At 34.3% G+C, this 24,311-nt stretch carries 18 protein-coding genes; 14 read left to right on the forward strand and 4 right to left on the reverse strand.

Annotated elements, in window-relative coordinates:
* The first annotated feature begins 805 nt into the window (after positions 1-805).
* The 8 genes from ACFX5F_RS09100 (at position 806) to ACFX5F_RS09135 (ending at position 13,027) form a co-directional block, all read left to right on the forward strand.
* The gene (locus ACFX5F_RS09100) at positions 806-3,124 is read left to right on the forward strand and encodes a TonB-dependent receptor (protein WP_379851749.1); all 2,319 of its coding nucleotides are present in this window, start codon (positions 806-808) and stop codon (positions 3,122-3,124) included.
* A gap of 134 nt (positions 3,125-3,258) precedes the next feature.
* Complete coding sequence (locus tag ACFX5F_RS09105; protein WP_379851750.1) at positions 3,259-3,924, forward strand: SCO family protein; 666 nt, start codon at positions 3,259-3,261, stop codon at positions 3,922-3,924.
* A 169-nt stretch (positions 3,925-4,093) separates the two neighbouring features.
* Positions 4,094-4,339: a FeoA family protein gene (locus ACFX5F_RS09110; protein ID WP_073211342.1), complete on the forward strand. Its 246-nt coding sequence runs from the start codon at positions 4,094-4,096 to the stop codon at positions 4,337-4,339.
* Entirely contained in the window at positions 4,333-6,435 is a 2,103-nt protein-coding gene (gene feoB, locus ACFX5F_RS09115; RefSeq protein WP_379851751.1) for a ferrous iron transport protein B, read from the forward strand. The genes ACFX5F_RS09110 and feoB overlap by 7 nt, the downstream gene beginning before the upstream one ends.
* Before the next feature lie 6 nt (positions 6,436-6,441).
* Positions 6,442-6,567: a FeoB-associated Cys-rich membrane protein gene (locus ACFX5F_RS09120; RefSeq protein WP_379851752.1), complete on the forward strand. Its 126-nt coding sequence runs from the start codon at positions 6,442-6,444 to the stop codon at positions 6,565-6,567.
* Between the two features lie 530 nt (positions 6,568-7,097).
* Positions 7,098-9,959 (forward strand): TonB-dependent receptor, encoded by a 2,862-nt coding sequence (locus ACFX5F_RS09125; RefSeq protein WP_379851753.1) that lies wholly within the window; start codon positions 7,098-7,100, stop codon positions 9,957-9,959.
* Between the two features lie 72 nt (positions 9,960-10,031).
* On the forward strand, positions 10,032-10,553 hold the full coding sequence (locus tag ACFX5F_RS09130) for a YfiR family protein (protein ID WP_379851754.1): 522 nt from the start codon (positions 10,032-10,034) through the stop codon (positions 10,551-10,553).
* Between the two features lie 20 nt (positions 10,554-10,573).
* The gene (locus ACFX5F_RS09135) at positions 10,574-13,027 is read left to right on the forward strand and encodes a PAS domain S-box protein (RefSeq protein ID WP_379851755.1); all 2,454 of its coding nucleotides are present in this window, start codon (positions 10,574-10,576) and stop codon (positions 13,025-13,027) included.
* 8 nt (positions 13,028-13,035) lie between these two features.
* On the opposite strand, the gene ACFX5F_RS09140 is transcribed toward ACFX5F_RS09135, so the two are convergent.
* From ACFX5F_RS09140 to ACFX5F_RS09150, 3 genes are all read right to left on the reverse strand, one after another.
* Positions 13,036-13,452 (reverse strand): hypothetical protein, encoded by a 417-nt coding sequence (locus ACFX5F_RS09140; protein WP_379851756.1) that lies wholly within the window; start codon positions 13,450-13,452, stop codon positions 13,036-13,038.
* A 43-nt stretch (positions 13,453-13,495) separates the two neighbouring features.
* The gene (locus ACFX5F_RS09145; RefSeq protein WP_379851757.1) at positions 13,496-14,149 is read right to left on the reverse strand and encodes a metal-dependent transcriptional regulator; all 654 of its coding nucleotides are present in this window, start codon (positions 14,147-14,149) and stop codon (positions 13,496-13,498) included.
* Positions 14,150-14,254: 105 nt separating this feature from the next.
* Entirely contained in the window at positions 14,255-16,126 is a 1,872-nt protein-coding gene (locus ACFX5F_RS09150; protein ID WP_379851758.1) for an Nramp family divalent metal transporter, read from the reverse strand.
* A gap of 87 nt (positions 16,127-16,213) precedes the next feature.
* Here ACFX5F_RS09150 and ACFX5F_RS09155 point away from each other — a divergent pair, with 87 nt between their 5' ends.
* From ACFX5F_RS09155 to ACFX5F_RS09165, 3 genes are all read left to right on the forward strand, one after another.
* On the forward strand, positions 16,214-16,969 hold the full coding sequence (locus ACFX5F_RS09155) for a transporter (protein ID WP_379851759.1): 756 nt from the start codon (positions 16,214-16,216) through the stop codon (positions 16,967-16,969).
* Positions 16,970-17,020: 51 nt separating this feature from the next.
* On the forward strand, positions 17,021-18,172 hold the full coding sequence (locus tag ACFX5F_RS09160; RefSeq protein ID WP_379851760.1) for a lycopene cyclase family protein: 1,152 nt from the start codon (positions 17,021-17,023) through the stop codon (positions 18,170-18,172).
* Between the two features lie 121 nt (positions 18,173-18,293).
* Positions 18,294-18,704 (forward strand): BrxA/BrxB family bacilliredoxin, encoded by a 411-nt coding sequence (locus ACFX5F_RS09165; RefSeq protein WP_379851761.1) that lies wholly within the window; start codon positions 18,294-18,296, stop codon positions 18,702-18,704.
* Positions 18,705-18,798: 94 nt separating this feature from the next.
* Here the strand turns inward: ACFX5F_RS09165 and ACFX5F_RS09170 are convergent, their stop codons facing one another.
* Positions 18,799-20,949 (reverse strand): PAS domain-containing protein, encoded by a 2,151-nt coding sequence (locus ACFX5F_RS09170; protein ID WP_379851762.1) that lies wholly within the window; start codon positions 20,947-20,949, stop codon positions 18,799-18,801.
* A 357-nt stretch (positions 20,950-21,306) separates the two neighbouring features.
* Here ACFX5F_RS09170 and trhO point away from each other — a divergent pair, with 357 nt between their 5' ends.
* Genes trhO through ACFX5F_RS09185 form a run of 3 tightly spaced genes read left to right on the forward strand, consistent with a single transcriptional unit; the run spans position 21,307 to position 24,140 of the window.
* Entirely contained in the window at positions 21,307-22,662 is a 1,356-nt protein-coding gene (trhO, locus tag ACFX5F_RS09175; RefSeq protein ID WP_379851763.1) for an oxygen-dependent tRNA uridine(34) hydroxylase TrhO, read from the forward strand.
* Positions 22,663-22,668: 6 nt separating this feature from the next.
* On the forward strand, positions 22,669-23,910 hold the full coding sequence (locus ACFX5F_RS09180; RefSeq protein WP_379851764.1) for a peptidase U32 family protein: 1,242 nt from the start codon (positions 22,669-22,671) through the stop codon (positions 23,908-23,910).
* A complete protein-coding gene (locus tag ACFX5F_RS09185) occupies positions 23,910-24,140 on the forward strand; it encodes a ferredoxin (RefSeq protein ID WP_379851765.1) in 231 nt (76 codons plus the stop codon). The genes ACFX5F_RS09180 and ACFX5F_RS09185 overlap by 1 nt, the downstream gene beginning before the upstream one ends.
* Positions 24,141-24,311 lie beyond the last annotated feature (171 nt).

Consider the following 24,311-nt stretch of genomic DNA (forward strand, 5'->3'; position numbering starts at 1 on the left):
GATAATTTTTTTAATTTTTGTTAAATTTCGCACTGAAACTACATTTTGTTCAATAGTCGTAATTAAGAACTCCTTTTCGTATTTTAAATCAAATCGCTTGACTGTCGTGTTTTCAACTTTTGAAACTCTACACTTCGTTTTTAATCGAGATATCATTTTTTTACTAATTTTTCATCTATTTTATCAGAAAAATAGCGATGCAAAACAAATAATCACTAACTTTAATATGCCAAAACGCAAAAAAGCTTACACCAGCAAAACCCATAAAAAAGACTGGAATGAAAGTCCGCTCATTTTTTCTTTAAAAAAATGGATTTGGTCGTAGGTTTGAAACAGCAAGATGGTGTCTAACTTTTGGTGATTGTGACTTGCAAAATAAATTCGATAATAAAATCGTACGGCACTTCCATCAATAAAAGCAGGAACACGAATAGAAAAATTTAAATATTGGTCTCCAACCAAAGACTTAGTTACAGTATTACAAAAATACATGCTGTTGCACTAAATTATATTTGGTTTTCTTTAATGAAAAAGCAGCTACCGAAATCAACAAGAATGTGCTACTTTACAAGACTAACTTCATTATTACACATTTTATCGGCATGCTGTCAAAACAAAATTATAATTACGATAAAACTGTTTTTCAAGGTAGTTGAATTCAAAAAATAGCGATGAAACAAAGTCAATGGCTATTAATAAGGAAACAGAAAAAATATTTTATGGAATTGATTAAAATTTCTTAGTCCTACCTGAATAGACATTTTTATCTCCTACACACTATCAATTAGTAATAAAAAAAGAAATTATGAAAAAATCTTTATTTATTATATTGGTTCTCACAGTAAATATAGTTTTTGCACAACAAATAGTAACTGGCGTAATAACAGACGAAACAAACAGACCTATTGACAGTGTAGAAATTAGTGTGAAAAATACAGCCCTGAAAACTTTTACAGATGAGGAAGGACGGTACTCAATTGAAGTACCGGAAGTTGCAGCAACACTTGAATTAACAAAAGAAAATTTCAAAGTTCAAGTAGTTGAAATCAAAAAAGATATAACAAACTTAAACATAACTCTGATTGCCAGCGTTGATTTTTTTGAACTCTCGCTCGAAGAACTAATGAATGTTGAAGTTGTAACTGCTTCTAAAAAGCCAGAAAATCAAAAAATCGCACCTGCAACAATTTATGTTGTCACTGAAAAAGATATTATTGAAAACGGCTACACTGATTTAACAAATTTATTGGAAAACGTTCCAGGTGTCGTAGCTATAAGAACCGACCATTTTACTTTTGGCGGACAACGTGGTTTTTTAAGTAATTTTTCGCAAACGCTATTGTTGGTAAATGGACGGGAAATGCAAAATTTATTTGCTTCCGAAACATTTATTTCAACACAATTTGCAACACATAATATAAAACAGGTTGAAATTCTACAAGGCCCCGCTTCCGCACTTTATGGTGCAAATGCTTTGGTTGGTGTTATCAATATCATCACAAAAAATGATTCCTCTGATTTTAATGAAATACAGTATCGTACTGAATTTGGAACACAAGGAACTCAAGCACAAAGCATCGTTTTCGGAAAAAATATAAATGATTTTCGTATTAGTGGGAGCTTTAGATATTTCCGCAGCAATCTTTGGGATTATAAAGGTTTTGTAAAAGACACCGTAAATTTCAGACAAGGCGTTCCGTCTAAAGCGTTTCCCATAAACCAAGAATTTAAGCAAAATAGCTGGTCTCTTCCGTATGCGGCAAAAATTTCTTACAAAGGTCTTTATGTGGGAATAGAGGGTTATGAGCTTAAAGGCAGTAAAGGGCTTGAAAATATTTCGTTAGATTACATTAATCAAAGTGATTACCGTCAATTAGCCTTGTATTATGCCGGTATAGAAAAAGAAATTAGTGCCAAACTTAAAATTAACGCAGAACTTCAATTTTATAAAGAAAGATTCTGGGGCGTAAACTACACTTTCGACAATGCTATATACGACACTCTTGTGAAAAATGGGCATAATCCAGACTCGCCCCTTACGGATCAAGAAATTAAAGACAATTTTTTGATGGTCTATTCACAGCAATCGAGTTCAGGTTCCAAACGATATAAAGGAAGTATTCAATTAGATTATGCTCCAAGTCAAACCTTATCTATTATCGGTGGGTATACTTTTGATATGTTTGATTTATTAGGTTTATCTCTTTCAACAGATAAATTAAATCCTAGTTTTGATGAAACACGCGCTATCGAAAATAGAATGCGCAAACCATTTTTTAGACAGTATAAAAATTCACTGTTTTTACAATTGCAAAAAACACTATTTGATAAATTATATGTCACACTAGGCGGAAGATTTGATTATCATAATATCTATAAATCCATTCTTACCTTTCGCAGTGGGCTGGTTTACACACCATTTAAAAAAACTTCGATACGATTTCTTTTTGGACAAGCTTTCCGGGAACCTAATATTTTTGAACTCGGTGCTTCATCAGCAAAAAATGTGGTAAATGAACTTGATCCGGCACGTATGAATACTTTTGAAGTTGGAATTAATCAATCATTTACGAGTAATTTATTAGCAAATATTGTTGCCTACAAGAATATAGCAACAAATTTTATTGAACCTACCGAAACCGGAGGGTTCATAAATTCAGATAATGTAATAAATGTATTTGGTATTGAAAGTCAACTGTTTTATAAAACAGGGAACATTAGAACTGAAATTGGTTATTCCTATGTCAAAAAAGATGCTGATGACTACGCAGGTGTCAGTACCGTAAATCTTGGTGTTTATCCCCATAGAATAACAGCAGGTGTAACTTTTACTGCAACTGATAACTTTACAATCAATTCAAGAATCAATTATTATTCTCAAATTCACGCAAAACATGGCAATAAGGATATTACACAAATAATTACCATCCCCGATTTTACTAAGGTTGATGTGACATTTTCTTATGTAAAAATAAAAGTATACGATGCCGAAATTACTACTCAATTACTTGTTACGAATGTGTTTGATTCAACAATTTACCAACCTAATATAAGAATAGGTGGCCCAAAACAATTTTTACAGCATGGAAGGCAACTATTTTGCAATTTAGTAGTTAAATTTTAAAAATGATAAAGTAAAGCACTAGTATTTGTATTAAAAACCGCTGTTTTTAATTTTTTTGATATTCAAATTTGATAAAATTAAAAGAGATTCTTTTTTAAAATTACCTTTTCGTATTTTTGCACCAAATTACTCTTATGAAATCTATTTTATATAAATACCGAAAGTTCCTTGGTGTTTTATTAGTCTTTTCTATCATAACGATTTACTTGTTCTACGTAGCGCTTAAACCAAGCAAATCACTACCTATTTTTAATCCTGCAGATGTAAATCCTGAACTGGTAGACAGTACCGTTCAATATATAAGCAAGTACCACACGATTGCTGATTTTTCTTTTGTAAATCAAAATGGAAAAACTATTACTCAGAAAGATTATGAAGGAAAAGTTTATGTTGCTGATTTTTTCTTCACAACTTGTGGTTCAATATGCCCAAAGATGACGACTAATTTAGCCGAAGTTCAAAAAGCAATCATAAATAACCCTAAGGTAATGTTGTTGTCACATACCGTTTTTCCAGAAACGGACAGCGTTCCTGCTTTGAAAGCCTATGCTCTAAAAAATGGAGTTGTTGACAGCAAATGGAACTTGGTTACCGGTGACAAGAAAGCAATTTATACAATGGCTAGAAAATCCTACTTGGCTGTCAAATTAGGAAAACCGGAGCAATTGTATGATATGGTTCATACCGAAAATTTTGTCTTGGTTGACACCAAAAGAAGAGTACGAGGTTTTTATGACGGTACAAAAAAAGAAGACATGAAACGTTTAATAGAAGATATTAATTTTTTGTGCACAGAATAAAAGACAATTAAAAATTTAGATTACAATAATTTTATTACACTATCGATTCAATAAGAAGCTGCAAAATAGTAGCTTTAATTTACCCAAAAAAGGTACAAAAATGATAATTATCATTTGTTTTGGCATTATAATATGTACTTTTGCAATCTTAATTCAATCTAAATAAGATTTGCGAACTACGATACATTCTCTCAAAAAAGGCGAAAAAGCTATTATCAAAGATTTTGATATTGACACCGTTCCATTGAAGCTATTAGAAATGGGTTGTTTACCAGGAAACATGGTCGAATTACTTCAAATTGCTCCTTTTGGGGATCCTCTGTATTTGAACATCAATAATGGTTCCCATGTCGCGATACGCGTGGAAACGGCGAGAGAAATCGAAGTTGAAATAATCAAAACCAACTTATGGTAAGCAATCGCAACATTAACGTAGCTTTAATAGGAAACCCGAATGTAGGGAAAACTTCTGTTTTTAATCAATTGACCGGTTTAAACCAACAAGTGGGTAATTATCCTGGAATCACCGTTGAAAAAAAGATGGGATTTTGTAAGTTGCCCAACAATGTCAAAGCTAATATTCTGGATTTACCAGGAACATATAGTTTGAATGCAAGTTCCATTGACGAGAATGTTGTTATCGAATTACTACTGAATAAAAACGACAAATTATATCCAGACGTAGCCCTTGTGGTTACCGATGTAGAAAATTTGAAACGCAATTTATTGCTTTTCACCCAAATAAAAGATTTAGAAATCCCAACTATCTTAGTCATAAACATGGCTGATAGAATGGAATACAAAGGAATAACACTCGACATTCCTTATCTTGAAGAACACCTAAAAACCAAGATTGCATTGATTAGTTCCCGAAAAGGTTTTGGGATTGATGAGTTAAAAAAATTGATTGTCACTTACAAAACAATCTCCACAGAACCTTGTTTGAATGCATCCGGTATTGATCCTGAATATTTCAATACGTTACGCAAAACATTCCCGAATCAATTATTATATAAATTGTGGTTGGTAATTACACAGGATGTAAATTTTCTGAATTTAGATCGGAATGAAATTAGAAGTTCGTTTACCAAATCACACTCGGATTTGAAACGTTTGCAACAAAAAGAAACCATAAAACGCTATCAATTTATCAATGATGTGCTGAAAGTAGGAATGAAAATAGATGAAACTGTCGCTAAAGATTTCCGTAGCAAACTGGATCGTGTCCTCACGCATAAAGTTTGGGGTTACGTTATTTTCTTTATGATTCTGTTTGTGATTTTTCAATCTATTTTCGAATGGTCGAAAATACCAATGGATTTTATCGATAGTACTTTTGCTTCGCTGAGCACTCTTGCTGCTGAAAAATTGCCTGCCGGAGTTTTAACTAATTTAATTTCACAGGGAATCATTCCAGGAATCGGGGGGATTTTAATATTTATACCACAAATTGCCTTCCTATTTATGTTCATTTCCATTCTGGAAGAAAGTGGCTATATGAGCAGAGTAGTTTTCCTTATGGATAAAATCATGCGCAAATTTGGTTTGTCCGGCAAAAGCGTTGTGCCGCTTATTTCTGGAACAGCCTGTGCGATTCCCGCAATCATGGCAACCAGAAATATAGAAAACTGGAAAGAAAGGTTAATCACTATTTTAGTGACACCTTTTACAACCTGCTCCGCAAGATTACCGGTTTACGCCATCATAATTGCCTTAGTAATTCCAGACACGCGTTTTTTTGGGATTTTGAATATGCAAGGAATGACCTTGATGTTGTTATATCTTCTAGGTTTTGGAATGGCTATTTTCTCAGCTTATATTTTAAATAAAATTCTAAAAATAAAAGGAAAAACGTATTTTGTTGTAGAGATGCCTAATTATAAATTACCGCTTTTTAAGAACGTGGGAATTAATGTGATTGAAAAAACGAAGGCATTTGTTTTTGGAGCAGGTAAAATCATTTTGGCCATTTCAATTGTTCTATGGTTTTTAGCTTCTTATGGTCCGGGGGGAAATTTCAATAACGCTGAAACAATTGTTATAGAAAAAACGAAAGACAAACCGTTGTCAAAAACAGAATTTGAAAATGCAGTTGCTTCACAAAAATTAGAAAACTCCTATATTGGTCTAATGGGAAAAACAATCGAGCCTGCGATTTCACCTTTAGGTTATGATTGGAAAATAGGCATTGCTATTATCAGTTCATTTGCGGCCAGAGAAGTATTTGTGGGAACATTAGCTACCATATACAGTGTTGGCGGAAGTGACAATGAAGTTACCATAAAAAACAAAATGGCTGCTGAAATCAATCCGGCAACCGGAGAAAAGATATTCAATTTTGCATCCGGAATCTCATTATTATTGTTTTATGCCTTTGCATTGCAATGTGCCAGTACACTCGCCATCACAAAAAAAGAAACCAATAGCTGGAAATGGCCTTTAGGACAACTTATTTTCATGAGTGGCTTTGCTTATGTTGTAGCATTAATTGCCTATCAAATTCTAAAATAAACGAGTATGGATATTCAAGAAATCATTGCCTTTATTGCACTTGGAATTGCACTAGCTTTTTTAATTAGAAAATTCTTCTTGAAGAAAAAATCTAAAAAAAATTGTGGCGATGACGATTGCGGCTGTCATTAAAAGTGTTTTCTAAATTTAAGCACCTACCACCACATTAACTTGGCTTGATTTTAAAAATACAAGTCCGCGTAAGTTTTTCCTAAAAAACTAAAAATCTAACCTTTTATTTAAGCTATTTGATATAAATTAACTAAATTTACATAGCATAAAAGTGTTGATTTTATACTCAAAATCAGTCACTTCCATTTTTAAACTTTCAAAATAATGGCCTCTGATTTGACTTTGAATTTATCAACCATTTTGTACATAATTTTAGGACTTTTAGCTATACTCCTTCGTGGCAATTGCAATTAAATAAATACAACTAAATTGGTAATTGTCATCTTCTAATCATTTAAAGGAGAAAACTATAAGAAACCTCGATTTAATACCTATTCATTATGAAAAAAGCAAACTGTTTTTTTTATAATTATTCCATTCATTGGTCAATATTCCACTAAATTATTTATTTAAGTGGCTCATTGGATACTTCTTACATTTATTATGTTGCAATTGATTTCAAGTCAAAAATGAACCAATATCAACTAATCATGAAAAAGTTTGCGTTATTACTATTTACACTAAACGTCACATTTCTTTTTGCTCAAAAAGAGATTAGTGGTTTTGTTATAGATAACGCTGGTATGCCTTTGTCTGGAGTTAATATTATTGAAAAGGGAACTAACAACAACGTTTCTAGCGATATTAATGGGGCCTATCTTATTAACGTAAAAGAAGGAGCCACTTTGGTCTTTAGTTACTTTGGCTTTTCAAAACAAAAATACGAAACGACTGAATCTACTTTAAATGTTGTCTTTTCTGAAGGTGACGGACAAAGTGCAAGCGACGTAATCATCACCGGTACAAGAACCGCGCCCAGAAGCAACACTACAACTGCCCTTCCTATTGATGTATTGTCATCTTCAGAAATAACATCAACGGGGCAAATCACTTTTGATAAAGTATTACAATACAAAATCCCCTCTTTCAACACGGTTCAAACTCCTGTAAATGATGCCACTTCGTTACTTGACCCTTATGAAATTAGAAATATGGGACCCAGCCGAACCCTCCTACTTGTTAACGGAAAACGGAAAAACTTGAGTGCTCTACTTTATGTCCAAACATCACCAGGTCAAGGAGAAACTGGTGCTGATATCTCTGCGATTCCAATTGACGCTATCGAACGCGTCGAGTTTCTGCGTGATGGAGCGTCACCACAATATGGCTCTGATGCCATTGCCGGCGTAATAAATATTATTTTAAAAAAAGGAACCGATAATGGATCCGCAACAGTAAGAACAGGAATTACGGCTGAAGGAGATGGCAAAATGCTAGGAGTGAGTTTGAACAATGGATCTACAGTAGGCGAAAAAGGTTTTGTTAATTATACTTTAGATTTTTCCAAAGTAAACCTAGCGAACAGGCCCGGAAAAGTAGATGCAGAAGCCGATTTTAATGATTTTGTTAAAATAAACCCAACTACATATCGAAGCTATGTTAACACTGACAATACTCTTGGAGGTACCAATATAACCGGAATGAATGATAATCAAATAAATACCGTTTTTGAAGATTACAAAGGCTCTCCCGACTATAACGCGAAATTCTCCACTATAAATCAAGGGAACATCACTGGACGAAAAGCCGTTGATGATTTTTTAAAAGAAAAACCGGACGGCGGCAATATCAATGGTTCTCCGGAAACAGCGGCCATAAAATTTGAGATAAATGGCAACTTTAATTTATCCAATGAAACCCAACTGTATTATAATGCTGCTTATGCGTACAAAAAAGTAAACTCTTTTGCGAACTACAGAACGCCTTATTGGAGATCCATAAAAAACCCATTTGAAAATAATAGTATTCCAAATTGGAGTATTTCCTCTGTTTATCCGACCTATTTAAAAGATTTCTTTGGTGATGGCACAGTGGGCTCCTACAAAGGATACCATCCCACATTTACTGGAGACTTGAACGATTATAATGCCACCTTAGGATATGTATCCATTAGAAACGGATGGAACGTTGATTCCAGCATAACATTTGGCGGTAATTCGCAAACTTACACGGTAGAAAACTCCCAAAACAGATCCGGTACAAAAGACTCTGGCGGAACAAATATCTACCGGGAGAACAGTCCCATATCATTTAAACCTGGAGGAGCTTCATTTAAACATATTGTAGGCAACTTGGACATTTCTAAGATACTATCTGACAAAATAAGCGTTGGTTTTGGATCTGAGGTTAGAACTGAAACCTTTACAATTACTGAAGGTGATAAGGCTTCATGGGATGGAGAAGGTGCCGACTCCTTTTCGGGCAACAGACCAGAAAATTCAGGAAAATGGAATCGCTATAATTTAGGGGGTTATTTTGATTTAGCATACGATTTCAATAAAGATTTCTTCGTAAACGGTACCATTCGTTATGAAAACTACAGTGATTTCGGCTCAGCAACTGTTTGGAAATTAAGCTCCAGATATAAATTTAACAAAGATAAAATTACACTAAGAGGTTCCGTTTCTACTGGTTTTAGAGCACCCACATTACATCAAATTTTCTCGCAAAAATCACAAAATTCCTTTGTAGCTGGTCAGGGCATACAAATTAACGGATTGATAAATAATATTTCAGCACAGGCACGCCTTTTAGGAATACCCAAATTAGACGCAGAAAAATCAATTAATATCTCCGTTGGTGTTGGAGCCAAACCTTTAAAAAACATAAATTTTACAATAGACTATTACAACATTAAAGTAAAAGACAGAATTATCTTGGGAGACAATGTAGCCACCCAATTTGGAAGCGTTGCCTGGTTTGAAAACTCCTTTAATTCCAGAACGTCTGGCGTCGACGCCGTTATGAATTACGGTCCAATAAAACTAGGAATAACAGAAATAGGATTCAATTTATCAGGAAACGTAACATTAGAAAACAAAAGAATTTCACCGGTTACCAGTACAAATTTTGGGGCAACACTAAATGCTCTAATGTTTACCTCGAGACCCAAAACAAAATGGATTTTGGGCGCCAATTATAAAATTAAAAAATATGATTTATCACTTAACAACACTTACTTTGGAAAAACAACATTCAAACAAGAAGGTTTGGATTCTAATTTAAGAACGGAATTTACTCCAAAACTAGTTACTGATTTAGGAATTAATTATGCTGCAACTGATAAATTAACAGTGGCTATCAACATCAATAATTTGTTTAACGTATTACCTCAATGGAAATTTAAGGCAGAAAATGCTGCTGGCACAACGATTTTAAATGATCCAGCGCAAGTCAAATCACAATTTAACCTGATTACATTCAATGGCCGTTATTCTCAAATGACCTATGAAGGTTATCACTTTAGCCAACTGGGAACTTTGTTCAATTTGTCATTAAATTATAAATTCTAAAATTAGCTTTTTTAAAATAAACAGCATTAATTTTTCCAATTCACGTCGAAACTTCGTTAAAAATAAAATGTCATGACACTTAAAAATTACATCTTTTTTTGGGGGGTAATCATCACAATGATGGTAGGAAATCCAATAGCGGCACAAGAGAGTGCCGGGGAAAAGGAATACGCTTTAAAAGCTGCTTTTCTGTATCGTTTTATAGATTATGTTAATTGGAAAGAGTATTCCAAAAATCAAACTTTTAAGATCGCCATTCTAGAAGAAAGTCCAATTACCGCCTCCTTACAAGGTACCCCTAAAACTAAAAAAATTGAGATTAAGGAATATAAAAATTTAGACGAGATCAGCTTTTGTAACATTCTGTTTGTTCCTTACAACAGTACCATCCCAATTGAAACCATTCTTTCTAAATTTTCAGGAAAGCCAGTATTGATTGTAACAGAGCGAAATGGAAATGGAAAAAAAGGGGCGCATATGAATTTTGTCATAGTCGACAATAAATTAAAATTTGAAGTAAATCTAAAAGCAATAAATAAAGCCGGAATTGGCATCAGTTCGTTTCTATTACAGCATGCCATTATTGTCCAATAATAATACTAAAAACATTATAAATGATGAATCTACGCAATATCTCGATTAAGAATAAACTGGTACTAATGCAGGTTTTTACCTCGGCGTTTGTATTAGGAATATGTATTACCGCTTTTGTACTTATAGACATTAAAGGATTCAAGGACCGGAAAGTTGTCAGTTCAATTGCTATTGCCCAAGTGGTAGGCTTTAATAGTGTTTCCGCTTTAGAATTTCTTGATAATGCTGCGGCAAATAAAATCCTATCGGAACTAAAAGTGCAAAATGATCTTTTAAATGCAAATATATTGGACAAAAAAGGAAAAGTCTTTGCATCCTACGCTAAAAAGGGATCCAACCCAAAATATCAATTTGCTGTACCCGCGATGGATCAAAAAAGCTTCTTGTTTACCAATAAAAATCTTTTTGTTTACAGCAAGATCAAAAAAGATAATAAAACAATAGGATTAGTATGCATCCGCTTTGAATTATCGGAATTGAATAAAATAAAAATGGATATTTTGAGTCTGGGAGTTGTTTTATTAATTGTCGGAATCGGACTCGCTTTTCTAATTGCCATTATTATAAAAAAATACATATCAAAACCCTTGCTGAACTTAGTAAAAGTCATACAACAGATAAAGGATACTAATGATTATACAACCCGCATGGTGGTTGAAGGGAAAGACGAAATCAGTATTCTTTCTTTGGGACTTAATGACATGCTTTCCACTATTGAGAAAAGAGATAATGAAGTGGCACAATCCAAAGAACAGTTAAATGAACAAAACACACTATTACAATCCGTTATTCAAAATATGGGTGATGGATTAGTCGTTGCTGATGAGAATGGAAAATTCATCATTTGGAATCCTGCTTCTGAAAAAATAATTGGAATTGGACTGCTCGATATACCCGAAGAGAGATGGGCTGACACCTATGGTATATTTTGGCCTGATACTAAAACTATTTTAGCTACTGATGACCTTCCTATAATTAAAGCATTACACGGCGAGGACGTAGATGACATGGAAATATTTGTACAAAATTATAAAAAAACCGAAGGCAATTTTGTCGTGATATCTGCCAGACCCTTAAAAGACTCCGCTGGCAAGATCAATGGTGCTGTGGCGGTTTTTCATGATATCACGGAACGAAAAAATTCGGAAAATGAAATCAAAAAACTAAATGAGGAACTGGAACAAAAAGTGACTGAGCGTACGACCCAACTAGCAGAAGCCATAGAAACCCTTCGTAAAAGCGAAGAAAAATATCGTGAAATTGTTGAAAACATAAGTGATGTAGTGCATACTTCTGATTACAAAGGTTACTTTACCTATATTAATCCTGCCTGTAAAAAACTAACTGGTTACACTCAAGATGAACTTATAGGAAAACATTTTTCAGAGCTGGTTGCTCCAGAGTGGAAAGACCGTGTGGCGGAGTTCTATCTAAATCAATTTAAAAATAAAGTAGATGAAACTGTATTTTCATTTCCCATTCTTACCAAATCAAGAGAACTAAAATGGGTAGAACAAACGGTGATGCAGTTAAGAGAAGGAAATAGGATAACTGGGCATAAATCTATTCTGAGAGATATTACGGAACGCAAAGCTGCTGAACAAAAACTTAAAGAAAGCGAAGGGCAATTACAAACTATATTTAACGAGGCGCCAGATGCTTTGATTGTAATAAATGACGAAGGAATCATCATGAGATGGAATCCGCAAGCCGAAAAAATATTTGGCTGGACAATTATAGAAGCCTTAGGCAAAAAAATGCATGAATTAATTATGCCAAAACAACATAGAGAGAATCATTTAAAAGGGCTTCAACATTTTATAGATACCGGCGAAGGACCTATCCTTAATAAAACATTTGAAACCACAGCAATTAACAAACAAAATATTGAGTTTGATATTGAGCTGACCGTATCACAAGCTACCATTTTAGGCAAATACATTTTCATTGCTTTTGTTAAAGACATTTCAATAAGCAAAAAACTCGAAGACGAGAAAATAGAGGCCGATAAATTAGTGCGTCTTAACGAATTAAAATTGAAATTGATATTAGAGAATATTGGTGAGGGCATTATTGTTACTGACAGCCAAAAAAGAATTGTTTTATCCAATCATATGGCGGAAGAAATTATAGGGATTAAACAAGACTCCTCAGCCCCCACTACTCTGGATTGGTCAACTAAATATAATTTATATTATCCTGACGAAAAAACCGTTTTCCCTGCCCAAAATCTGCCTCTGGACAAAGCTTTAAAAGGAGAGTCAACTGATGATGTTGAAATAATAATTGAAGATTCAGAAACTAAAACTAAAAAACGGGTTGTCATCAGTGGCAGACCAATAATCGATGAAAACAATTATGTTATCGCAGCCGTTGCTAATATAAAAGACATCACCTATTACAAAGAACTGGAAGTAGCTCTTGAAGAAAGCGAGCAGAAATACCGAAAATTAATTGGTTTTAAAAAGGGATAAAAACAGACTTACTTTATATACCCAATTTTAATATAATAGTCCTTTTTATTAACCACTACGCCTTGCTTCGGATAAGGAAAAACACCCACAGTTTTTATTTTTCGCTGCTTTACGGGAAGATATTTAGAAAACCACTGTTTATTTTCCTCTATATTTTTCATCGAAAAGACAATCGTGTTATCCTCAACTAATTTTGAATCTTTATAGACAGATACAATGGCCGAAGCCTCACCAGCCCAAACACAGGTTACTCCCTCCGGACAACGGGAATCACTCACTAATTCTTTCACAACAATTTGATAGCCACTTTTTTTAAGACATTTCTTTTGGGTGATTTTTACATATTTAATAGTTTCCTTTGGCGTGTTTTGTGCAAATGCAAGAGAATTAAAGACGATTAGAAATAACAGTAATAACTTTTTCATTGATGTTTTTAATTTAGTTCTTTCAAAGATAAAGCCAAATTTCCTAATTCAACTTCACAAAAAGATTACTGGCAATTTTATTTGAAATCGTCAAATCATTAGTATCTACTTTTATTTTTACTGAAAGGTCGAAACTTTCCTTAGCTATGATTTCAATTTTAGAGCCCAATGCAATTCCTTGTTTATCTAGATATTTAAGAAATTCTGACGAAGTGTCTTTTACGCCAACGCATATTCCTATTTGATTTTCATGTAATTCAGAAAGCAGTTGCTTTTCAATTTTTATGATTCGTCCGTTCACATCCGGAATGGGATCACCATGTGGATCTTCTGTTGGGTTTCCCAGAAAATCATCGAGTTTATTGATGAGTTTTTCGGATTTTATGTGTTCCAATTCTTCTGCGATATCATGCACCTCATCCCAAGAAAAATCAAGTTTTTCGACCAGAAAAACTTCCCAAAGACGATGTTTCCTAACAATCATTTTTGCAGATAATTTCCCCTTTTCAGTTAAGGAAACACCTTGGTATTTTTTATAATTAACTAAGTCTTTTTCGGCTAATTTCTTAAGCATATCAGTAACTGACGATGCTTTGGTTTCCATTTTTTCGGCAATCGCATTGGTGCTTATTTCTGAATCCGAAATAATAGTTAAATGATATATAGTTTTAAGATAGTTTTCCTCTGAAAAAGTCATTTGATTTTAGATTTATGATTAAGGTATTCTAATTTTTTTAGCCTCAAGCAGCGAACTGGCAAGGTAAATAGCTTTTAATTTTGAAACAAGATTGACCAAAAAAAATTAATTTTTTACTATAAGTAATGGAATAGAAATTTTATGTCTCAATTTATCAACAGTAGTTCCAAAGATTAAATCCTTGAATCCAGTATGTCCGTGCGTCCCCATGACCAAGATATCAAAATTTCCTTCATTGATGATGTTAGGAATCACTTTATTTGGTTTCCCAAATCCCAGTTTTGTCTGCACTTTAAATCCTTTTTCCGATAATATATTTTTGTATTCGTTTAATAATTTTTCGTCTATTAAAGTTTCATGATCATCAATTTTTTCGCCATATACTAGTGCTCCAACAGTTTCTACCACGTGAATTAAGGTGTATTTCGCATCAATTCCACCTAATTGAAAAGCGTTGTTTAATGCTACTTCATCAGCGTTGGAAAAATCTACCGAAACAGCAATTTCCTTTTTGCTGTAGATTCCCGTTTTAGAAAATTGCAATTTTAGATTGTGCGGCGAATGGTTTAGAATGCTGGTTTTTGTTTTGACAATAAATGGTTTGAATACAATATAAAGCAACAAAATCAAGAAACCAAATGCTAAAGGAACTACCGTAAACCATAATAGTAATGGATTTTCTGAAGTTTCAAGCCATCCGTTTATTTCATCAAAAACCAGTTTGGCATTTAGTGAAACAATAATCGTGGCAACAATCCAAGAAGTAATTTGGGTAACCTTACCAATGTGAAATCCCTTCATTTTTGATTTGTCGCTTACAAAATGAATCAGCGGAATAATCGCAAAACCCAATTGCAAACTCAAAATCACCTGACTTAAAATCAGTAATTTTCCCGTGACGCTTTCGCCAAAAATAGAAATTACAATTACGGCCGGAACAATGGCAATTAAGCGGGTGATTATTCTTCGAACCCAAGGTTGGATTCGTAAATTCAAATAGCCTTCCATAATAATTTGACCGGCTAATGTTCCTGTAACGGTCGAACTTTGTCCTGCCGCAATCAAAGCCACGGCGAATAATATTGGTGCCCATTTGCTCCCTAAAAGCGGTGCTAAAAAGCGGTGCGCATCCTGAATCTCAGCGACTTCATACATACCATTTTTATAAAATGTGGCTGCTGCCAATATTAAAATAGCTGCATTTACAAAAAAGGCCAGATTTAACGCGATAGCGGAATCAATGAAATTGTATTTTAAAGCCTGCTTAATTCCCACATTGCTTCTATCGAAATTTCTGGTTTGTACTAGTGAAGAATGCAGGTACAAATTGTGTGGCATAACCGTTGCCCCAATAATTCCAATCGCAATATATAGCGCCGCTTCATTAGGCATCGATGGGATCAAACCATATATAACCTTTCCCATTTCCGGCTGTGCAAAAATCATTTCAAAAATAAAGGAAAAACCAATTATTGCTACTAAAACAATAATAAATGCCTCCATTTTACGGATGCCTTTATTGATTAAAAACAGTAATAAAAAAGTGTCTAAAACCGTAATAATCACCCCTTCAATCAGCGGAATATCAAATAATAAATTGATACCGATTGCCATTCCTAATACTTCGGCAAGATCACAGGCCGCTATAGCAATTTCGGCGAGGAAATACAATATATAATTGATAAAAGGAGAATAGGTTTCTCGCGAGGCTTGCGCCAAATCGCGTTGGGTAACAATCCCAAGTCGGGCACTTAAACTTTGCAGCAGCAAAGCCATCATATTACTCATTAATAAAACCCATAGCAAGGCATAACCAAACTGGCTTCCGCCCGCAATATCTGTCGCCCAGTTTCCGGGATCCATATAACCAACGCTAATTAAATAGGCCGGTCCGAAAAAGGCCAATATTTTCCTGAATACTGATTTCTTGTTTTGTGTGACTACCGATCCGTGAACTTCTTCTAAAGATTTTCCCATAACTTATTTATTTCGAAACAAATGTACTATAAATTTTTATAAACAAAATATATTTTTTAGTTTTGTCTAAATATTTATTTTTTAAAAATGAAAAAAGATAAAATAGTCTTAATCATAATGTTGCTGGCATCTAGCATTGCATCTTCTCAAGATTTGCCATCGATTCAAACAGACAGACCTGATCAAACAGAATGTCCATTTATTGTTCCTAAGAACTATTTTCAATTAGAAAATGGCTTTTCCTATGAAAAAACAAAGGCTAATTCTAATCAAATTGTTGCTCCTACTATTTTAACTCGATTTGGAATTAATGACCATTTTGAATTGCGACTAATCACAGAATACAGCATTGACAAAGCCGATTCTGAAAAAACATCTGGTTTAAATCCTGTTGTAATAGGTTTCAAGACTCAACTTTTAGAAGAAAAAGGAATAATTCCAGTCACCTCTTTTATCGCACATATCTCTATTCCTAAAATGGCATCAAAAAAGCTTGCAACTAACTTCTATGCTCCTGAATTTCGTTTTACTATGCAACATACGCTTTCTGACAAACAATCTTTAAGTTATAATATTGGTGCCGAGTGGGATGGGGAAACGGCAGAGCCCACATTTATTTATACACTAACAACAGGTTATTCTATTACCGAAAAAATAGGAGGTTATATTGAAATCTATGGTTTTGTACCTCAAATTGAGAAACCAGACCATCGCTGCGATGCTGGACTGACCTATTTATTCAATCCAAACCATCAGCTAGATATATCAAGCGGGGTAGGATTCTCTAAAACATCTCCTAAACATTATTTTTCTCTAGGGTATTCGTTTCGATTTAAAATATGATTTTAATTTCTTTTAAATTGACTATTTTTGGTGTAATTGTCAAATTTACCAATGAAACACTTCGATTACATCTTTACTGGAACTGGCTTGTCCGCTTTGATGACCGTTTACAAAATGGTACTTTCAGGAAAATTCAGAGAGAAAAATATTCTACTTATTGACGAAGATACTAAAAAAACGAATGACAGAACCTGGTGTTTCTGGGGAAAAGAAGAAGTGATTTGGGAAAAATCTATTTCAAAAAAATGGGATTCGGCACTGTTTGCCAATGGAGACTTTCATAGAGATTTAGATTTAAAACCATATCAATACAACATGGTGAAAGGCTTGGATTTTTACAACCAAGTATTTGATTTGATTTCGGAACAAGAAAACATTACTTTCATCAACGAGAAAGTAACCGAAATTGAAGAATCCGAAAATATAATTCTGATACAAACTGCTGCTGAAAGTTTCTCCTGTTCAAAACTATTCAATAGCATTTACAACAAACAGAAAGTTGAAAATCAATCCAAATATCCTGTTTTACAGCAGCATTTTATTGGTTGGTTTATCAAAAGTGAACAAACAGTTTTCAATCTGGAACAAGCTACTTTCATGGATTTTTCGGTAGAGCAAAAAGGGAACACCCGTTTTATGTATGTTTTGCCTACTTCCAGAACTGAAGCTTTACTGGAATACACTTTGTTTTCGCACAACCATTTGAAGACCGAGGAATACGAAACCGAAATCAGGAAATACATTCAAAATCTGGGTATTACAAATTATGAAATTATCGAAAAAGAACAAGGCAGCATCCCCATGACCTGCTATCCTTTCTGGAAATTAAACACCAAAAACGTAATCAGTATAGGGACTTCCGGAGGATGGACAAAAGCCAGCACGGGATACACCTTTAAAAATTCTGACAAAAAATCCACTGAATTGGTTGCGTTTCTGCAACGGGAAACCGACTTTACAAAATTTCATAAAAAAACTAAATTCTGGTTTTATGATTTGTTATTATTGGATATTTTAGATCGGAAAAATGAATTGGGTTCCACCATTTTCACTTCCATGTTCAAAAAAGGAAATCCAACTTTAATTTTCAAATTTCTAGACGAAGAAACTTCATTAAAAGAAGATATTCAGGTCATTCTAAAATGCCCTAAAATGTTATTTATTAAAGCTGTTTTTCATGCCGTTTTCAAAATAATGAAATAACAATCAAACTATAACAAAACTTTATAATTCAACTTCTATTCTTGAATGTAAACTTTGTAACTTTGCAAGCCCGTAGTTTCGGGATAAACAAAAAACGTTAAACTTTTTAAATAAAAAAGATATGTATCCAGAAGAAATGGTAAAACCAATGCGTGCTGAATTAACTGACGCAGGTTTTCAAGAATTACATACAGCTGACGCAGTTCAAAACGCTATAAAATCTGAAGGAACCACTCTTGTAGTAGTAAATTCTGTTTGTGGTTGTGCAGCAAGAAATGCACGTCCAGGAGCAAAAATGAGCCTAGACAACACTAAAAAACCAGCTCATTTAATTACGGTTTTTGCAGGTGTTGACAAAGAAGCAGTAGATGCAGCCAGAGGATTTATGTTTCCTTTTCCGCCATCATCACCAAGCATCGCTTTGTTCAAAGACGGTGAATTGGTTCACATGTTAGAGCGTCACCACATTGAAGGTCGCCCCGCAGAATTAATCGCTGAAAACTTAAAAGACGCTTTCAACGAATACTGTTAATCCAGTAAAAAATTAAATTCAAACCATCCACTATCTGGATGGTTTTTTTATATTTATAACGCTTATTAAAAAAGTGCGCTAAGATTTTTTTTAATCAAATCGCTGTTTCGCCACCTTTTCTAAATCCGATAAGCTGCCTGTATTTTAACTCTGTTTCTTTTAATTCTTGTTCGAGTTGTTTGTATTTACTAATGTCTTTAATGGTGACAACTGCAGCAACAACTTTGTTATTTTGATCCACTAGTGGTCTTCCGCTAATGAGCACCCGTTTTTTTTGTTGAGCAACTGGATTCCAAAGCACTACTTCAACATCATCAGTGATTTCACCGTTCAACGCCCGTTCCATAGGTAAATTTTGTGAAGGAAAAATAGTTTTTTCATCCGGAAAATACAATTCAAAATGGTCCGTCAAATGCGATGATATTTTTTCATCTTCTTCAATTCCAAAAATTTCATTGGCCATTTCATTGGCTAACACTATTTTTTTATCGGCATTGGCAACAATAACCCCTTCCCCAATATTTTCTACTATCAGTCTCAATTTTTCTTCATTTTCATAAAGTTCATCGATTGCAGTTTGTTCTTCTTCTTCTAATTTAACCAATTCTGTAACATCTCGCCCAACGGAATAAAAAACCCCTTGTTGAATATCCATATTACTATTCCAATCCAGCCATTTGTAAGACCCGTCTTTACAAAGAAAACGTGTTCTAAAATTGACAACAGGTTCGCCTTTTAAATGTTTAGATAATATTTCAGTAGCTGTTGCCTTGTCATCAGGATGAATTAAATCCATAAATTTCAATCGATTCATATCCTCTTGATTATAACCTAGTGTTTTGGTGAAAGCCTGATTGATTTTAATAAAATGTTCATCCTTAGCCACAGTAAGGATATCGAATGCCATGTTAAAAAACATATTGGATATTTTCAACGATTCCTCATTGTGTATTTTTTCAGTAACATCGCGAGCCACGGCATACATCATTCCTGTCTGCACATCAATTGCACTGGACCATTCCAACCATTTATAATTTCCGTCTTTACAGAGTGCTCTAGCTCTATAATTGATCATAGTACCCCCATTTTTTAATTTTTCAATTGCTTCAGTAGATGCCTTAAGATCATCCGGATGTGAAAAAGACAGAAATGGTTTATCATTCATCTCTTCTTGACTAAAACCTAAAATTCTTGTAAAAGCCGGATTCACTTTTATAAAGTAATCTCCTTTGGCTACTACAAACAATTCATAAGACATATTAAAAAACTTATCGGCTTCTGCTATGGATTTTTCAGTTGCTTTTATATCCGTAATATCCCTTCCAACGGCATATAGCAGCCCAGTTGAAACATCCGGATACACGGACCACAGTATCCATTTGAACGATTTATCTTTACATATATATCTATTTTCAAATTTTAGTGATACTACGCCGGTTTGAAGTTTGGCAACTTCTTTTTTAGTGATTTCAACATCATCAGGATGAACGTAAGAAAGAAAGGGCTGACTTAAGAGCTCGTCTTCAGAGTAACCTAAAATTTTAGTGACAGCAGGGTTTATTTTTATAAATTTATCAGCTGAAGCAATAATCAACATATCTAATGACATATTAAAGAATTTATCAGCTGATTTAGAGGATTCTTCCAGTTTTTTTCTATCTGTAATATCGGTAGAAATCCCTCCCACAGCATAAACCCTGCCTTTAGAATCAAACAAAGGAAATTTCACAGCAATATAAGTATGTGGTCCATCCGGCTGCTCAATCGTCTCTTCTGATTTTAATTCTTTAAGTGCTTTGACCACTTCAAAATCAGAATTCCGGTAGGCATCAGCCACATTCTTAGGCAATAAATCTTCATCTGTTTTACCTATAATTTCTTCATTCGAAATCTGAAATAAGGACTCAAATTGCTTATTAATCAGCAAATACTCGCCATTTATTTTTTTTATAAAAATGGGATTTGTGGTATTATCAATTATGGATTGAAGGAGTTGTTTGTTTTCTAAAAGAAGATTTTGAGAAATAGCCTTAGCTTGTAATTGCGCCCGAATAATAAAGTAAACCACGATTAACAAAACAACCGAAAGAAAAAAGAGGAAAATCTCTATCCAATTCAACCGCGAATCCATCGCCTTATCTCGTTTGCTGCTAAGTCGTGAAATAAAAATCCAGCCTGATGCAATCACAACAAGTACATTGATGACAAATCCTAGGAATATTTTCTTTTCAAAGGAGATTTTCATAGTTTGATAGTATTAGATTTAACATATGATAAGCTTAACAAAAATAAACTTACACTCTTGAAAGTTAATCAATTATATTTACTTTTCAAATACGATTGCAAGATATTATCGCGCCATAAATCCTGATAGAGACTGCCCATTTATAAAAAATCAGCAAAAAATGTTACACTCCTTTATAAAAAATAATTCCTGTTTGTTTTGGAGCTAATCCAACTGTCATTCCAATCTATGCTAAAAAGCATAGGATTTTCCCTTCCATCTGGGCTAAAAAAAGCAGACCCTCCACAACTTTGCATCTCAGCAACTTTTTCCCTACTTTTGCAAAAATAATTTTCTCAACTTAAAACTGTTTATAGCATGCAACTGTATAACACATTAAGCGCAGAAGAAAGAGCCATCATGATCGATGATGCCGGAAAACAAAGGTTAACTTTGTCTTTCTATGCTTATGCGCAAATTCAAAATCCAACACAATTTCGTGACGAATTATTTCTGGCGTGGAATCCTTTAGAGGTTCTGGGCAGAATTTATGTAGCCAGTGAGGGAATCAACGCCCAGCTATCACTTCCTGCTGATAATTTCTATGCGTTCAAAGATTCCATTGAAGCCTATGATTTCATGAAAGGTATTCGACTGAACATTGCTGTAGAGCAGGATGACCACTCGTTTTTGAAACTCACCGTAAAAGTGCGCGACAAAATTGTTGCTGATGGTTTAGTTGATGAAACTTTTGATGTTACAAATATCGGAATTCACTTAAAAGCCAAAGAATTCAACGAACTTCTCGAAGACCCCAACACGATTGTGGTCGATATGCGAAATCATTACGAAAGCGAAATTGGACATTTTACCAAAGCCATAAAACCCGATGTAGATACGTTCCGTGAAAGTTTACCAATCATCGAAGAGCAACTTGCAGAACACAAAAAAGACAAAAAACTATTGATGTATTGCACCGGAGGAATTCGATGCGAGAAAGCCAGCGCTTATTTCAAACACAAAGGTTTTGAAAATGTGTACCAACTTGAAGGCGGGATTATTGAATACACCCGTCAGGTAAAAGCGGAAGGTCTGAAAAGTAAGTTCATAGGAAAAAATTTTGTCTTTGATCATCGCTTGGGCGAAAGAATCACAGACGATATCGTTTCGCAATGCCACCAGTGTGGCAAACCGTGTGACGTGCATACCAATTGCGTGAATGAAGGCTGTCATTTGCTTTTCATCCAATGTGAAGAATGCAAAACCGCTATGGAAGGTTGTTGTTCTGCCGAATGTGTGGCTGTGATTCATCTTCCGGAAGAAGAGCAAAAAGCTATTCGCAGAGGAATAAAAAACGGCAATATGATTTTCAAAAAAGGAAAATCAGATGTTCTGACTTTTAAAAACAATGAAGAAACTCATGGCGTTTTTGTTGCAGAGAAACCGAAAACTGCAGTTAAAAAAGAACAAAAAATTAAGAAAATATACATCGGAAAAGGAACTCATTTCTTTCCAAAACCAAGTATTGGCCAGTTTCTTATTGAAGAAAATGAAATCAAAACTGGCGATAAAATTCTAATCAAAGGTTCCACAACCGGCGAACAAGAAATGACAATTGAGAATATGTTTGTTAATGAAGTCGCTTCCGAAAAAGCAGTTTCTGGAGACACATGCACTTTCAAATTGCCTTTTAGGATTCGTTTGTCTGATAAATTATATAAAATTTTAGACTAATTTATCATGACCACAAACAATAAAATTGAACTTATGGCTCCCGCTGGGAACTTTGAGTCACTTCAAGCCGGAATAGATAACGGAGCTGATTCCGTTTACTTTGGCGTAGAACAATTGAATATGCGAGCACGCGCAACGGTAAATTTCACCATGGACGATTTACCCGAAATTGCCCGTCGTTGCGAAGCAAAAAAAATCAGAACCTATTTGACTTTAAACACTATAATCTATGACCATGATTTATCGGTGGTAAAAACATTATTGAACAAAGCCAAAGAAGCTAATATTACAGCAGTGATTGCATCGGACCAAGCAGTGATTGCCATGGCGAGAGGTATCGGAATGGAAGTCCATATTTCAACTCAATTGAATTTGACCAACATTGAAACCATAAAATTCTACAGTTTGTTTGCCGATACGATGGTTTTAAGTCGGGAATTGAGTTTGCGCCAAGTGAAGAGCATCACCGAACAAATTAAAAAAGAATCCATAAAAGGACCCAACGGCAACTTGGTAGAAATTGAAATTTTTGGTCATGGTGCCTTATGTATGGCGGTTTCAGGAAAATGTTATTTGAGTTTGCATTCTAATAATTCATCCGCCAATCGTGGTGCCTGCAAACAAAACTGTCGCAAAAAATACACGGTAATTGATCAGGAAACTGGTTTTGAAATCGAATTAGACAACGAATACATGATGTCGCCAAAAGATTTGTGCACCATTGATTTTCTAGATCAGGTTATTGATTCTGGCATTCAAGTCTTAAAAATTGAAGGGCGTGGACGTGCTCCGGAATATGTAGCGACGGTTATCAAAACCTATCGCGAGGCGATTGACAGTTATTACGAAGAAACATTTTCTAAAGAAAAAGTGACTGTTTGGATGGAAGCGTTAAACACCGTTTACAATCGCGGATTTTGGGCAGGATATTATCTCGGACAAGAATTAGGCGAATGGAGCGATGTTTCCGGATCAATGGCAACTCAGAAGAAAGTATACGTTGGAAAAGGAACACATTATTTTCCAAAAGCAACAATTGGACAATTCAAAATCGAAGCTTACGACATAAAAATTGGAGATAAAATTTTGGTAACTGGACCAAGTACGGGCGCACAAGAAATGATCATCGAAGAAATGTATGTCAATGATGCTGTTGCGGACAAAGCTACAAAAGGAGATGATTGCACTTTCAAACTGCCTTTTAGAATCCGAATGTCCGACAAATTATATAAAATTGTAGAAGCCTAATGGTCATTGTAACACTGCAAAGAGACAAATGCATTGGCTGCAATTATTGCGTGGAAATGGCACCGATACAGTTTCAAATGTCCAAAAAAGACGGGAAATCCGTTTTAATACATTCGCAAAATGCAAAGGGTTTTTTCACGTTAAAATCGCACGATCATACAATTGCAGAGCATTGTGAATTAGCTGCAAAAGCGTGTCCAGTGAAAATAATTACAGTAAAAGAAACTTGATATTTTTATACAAAATCCTGTTAAATTAACCCATTATGAACCAAATCATAATGGGTTTTTTTATTAAAAATTTATGATTTTTTGACGTTTTCAGCCATTGTAACTTAAAATTAAAAAATGCTATCTTTACACATTAATCTTTTTAAGAACTTAAGTTGCAATCATTGCAAC

The sequence above is a fragment of the Flavobacterium zhoui genome, from assembly GCF_042787235.1.
Lineage (GTDB): Bacteria > Bacteroidota > Bacteroidia > Flavobacteriales > Flavobacteriaceae > Flavobacterium > Flavobacterium zhoui.

What these genes read in the sequence shown, in the direction of transcription:
- ACFX5F_RS09180 (WP_379851764.1), top strand. Translation starts at nt 22,669, where the DNA reads ATGACCACAAACAATAAAATTGAACTTATGGCTCCCGCTGGGAACTTT.
- ACFX5F_RS09165 (WP_379851761.1), top strand. Translation starts at nt 18,294, where the DNA reads ATGTATCCAGAAGAAATGGTAAAACCAATGCGTGCTGAATTAACTGAC.
- ACFX5F_RS09125 (WP_379851753.1), top strand. Translation starts at nt 7,098, where the DNA reads ATGAAAAAGTTTGCGTTATTACTATTTACACTAAACGTCACATTTCTT.
- ACFX5F_RS09105 (WP_379851750.1), top strand. Translation starts at nt 3,259, where the DNA reads ATGAAATCTATTTTATATAAATACCGAAAGTTCCTTGGTGTTTTATTA.
- ACFX5F_RS09140 (WP_379851756.1), bottom strand. Translation starts at nt 13,452, where the DNA reads ATGAAAAAGTTATTACTGTTATTTCTAATCGTCTTTAATTCTCTTGCA.
- ACFX5F_RS09170 (WP_379851762.1), bottom strand. Translation starts at nt 20,949, where the DNA reads ATGAAAATCTCCTTTGAAAAGAAAATATTCCTAGGATTTGTCATCAAT.
- ACFX5F_RS09155 (WP_379851759.1), top strand. Translation starts at nt 16,214, where the DNA reads ATGAAAAAAGATAAAATAGTCTTAATCATAATGTTGCTGGCATCTAGC.
- feoB (WP_379851751.1), top strand. Translation starts at nt 4,333, where the DNA reads ATGGTAAGCAATCGCAACATTAACGTAGCTTTAATAGGAAACCCGAAT.
- ACFX5F_RS09160 (WP_379851760.1), top strand. Translation starts at nt 17,021, where the DNA reads ATGAAACACTTCGATTACATCTTTACTGGAACTGGCTTGTCCGCTTTG.
- ACFX5F_RS09120 (WP_379851752.1), top strand. Translation starts at nt 6,442, where the DNA reads ATGGATATTCAAGAAATCATTGCCTTTATTGCACTTGGAATTGCACTA.
- ACFX5F_RS09100 (WP_379851749.1), top strand. Translation starts at nt 806, where the DNA reads ATGAAAAAATCTTTATTTATTATATTGGTTCTCACAGTAAATATAGTT.
- ACFX5F_RS09185 (WP_379851765.1), top strand. Translation starts at nt 23,910, where the DNA reads ATGGTCATTGTAACACTGCAAAGAGACAAATGCATTGGCTGCAATTAT.
- ACFX5F_RS09130 (WP_379851754.1), top strand. Translation starts at nt 10,032, where the DNA reads ATGACACTTAAAAATTACATCTTTTTTTGGGGGGTAATCATCACAATG.
- ACFX5F_RS09135 (WP_379851755.1), top strand. Translation starts at nt 10,574, where the DNA reads ATGATGAATCTACGCAATATCTCGATTAAGAATAAACTGGTACTAATG.
- ACFX5F_RS09145 (WP_379851757.1), bottom strand. Translation starts at nt 14,149, where the DNA reads ATGACTTTTTCAGAGGAAAACTATCTTAAAACTATATATCATTTAACT.
- trhO (WP_379851763.1), top strand. Translation starts at nt 21,307, where the DNA reads ATGCAACTGTATAACACATTAAGCGCAGAAGAAAGAGCCATCATGATC.
- ACFX5F_RS09150 (WP_379851758.1), bottom strand. Translation starts at nt 16,126, where the DNA reads ATGGGAAAATCTTTAGAAGAAGTTCACGGATCGGTAGTCACACAAAAC.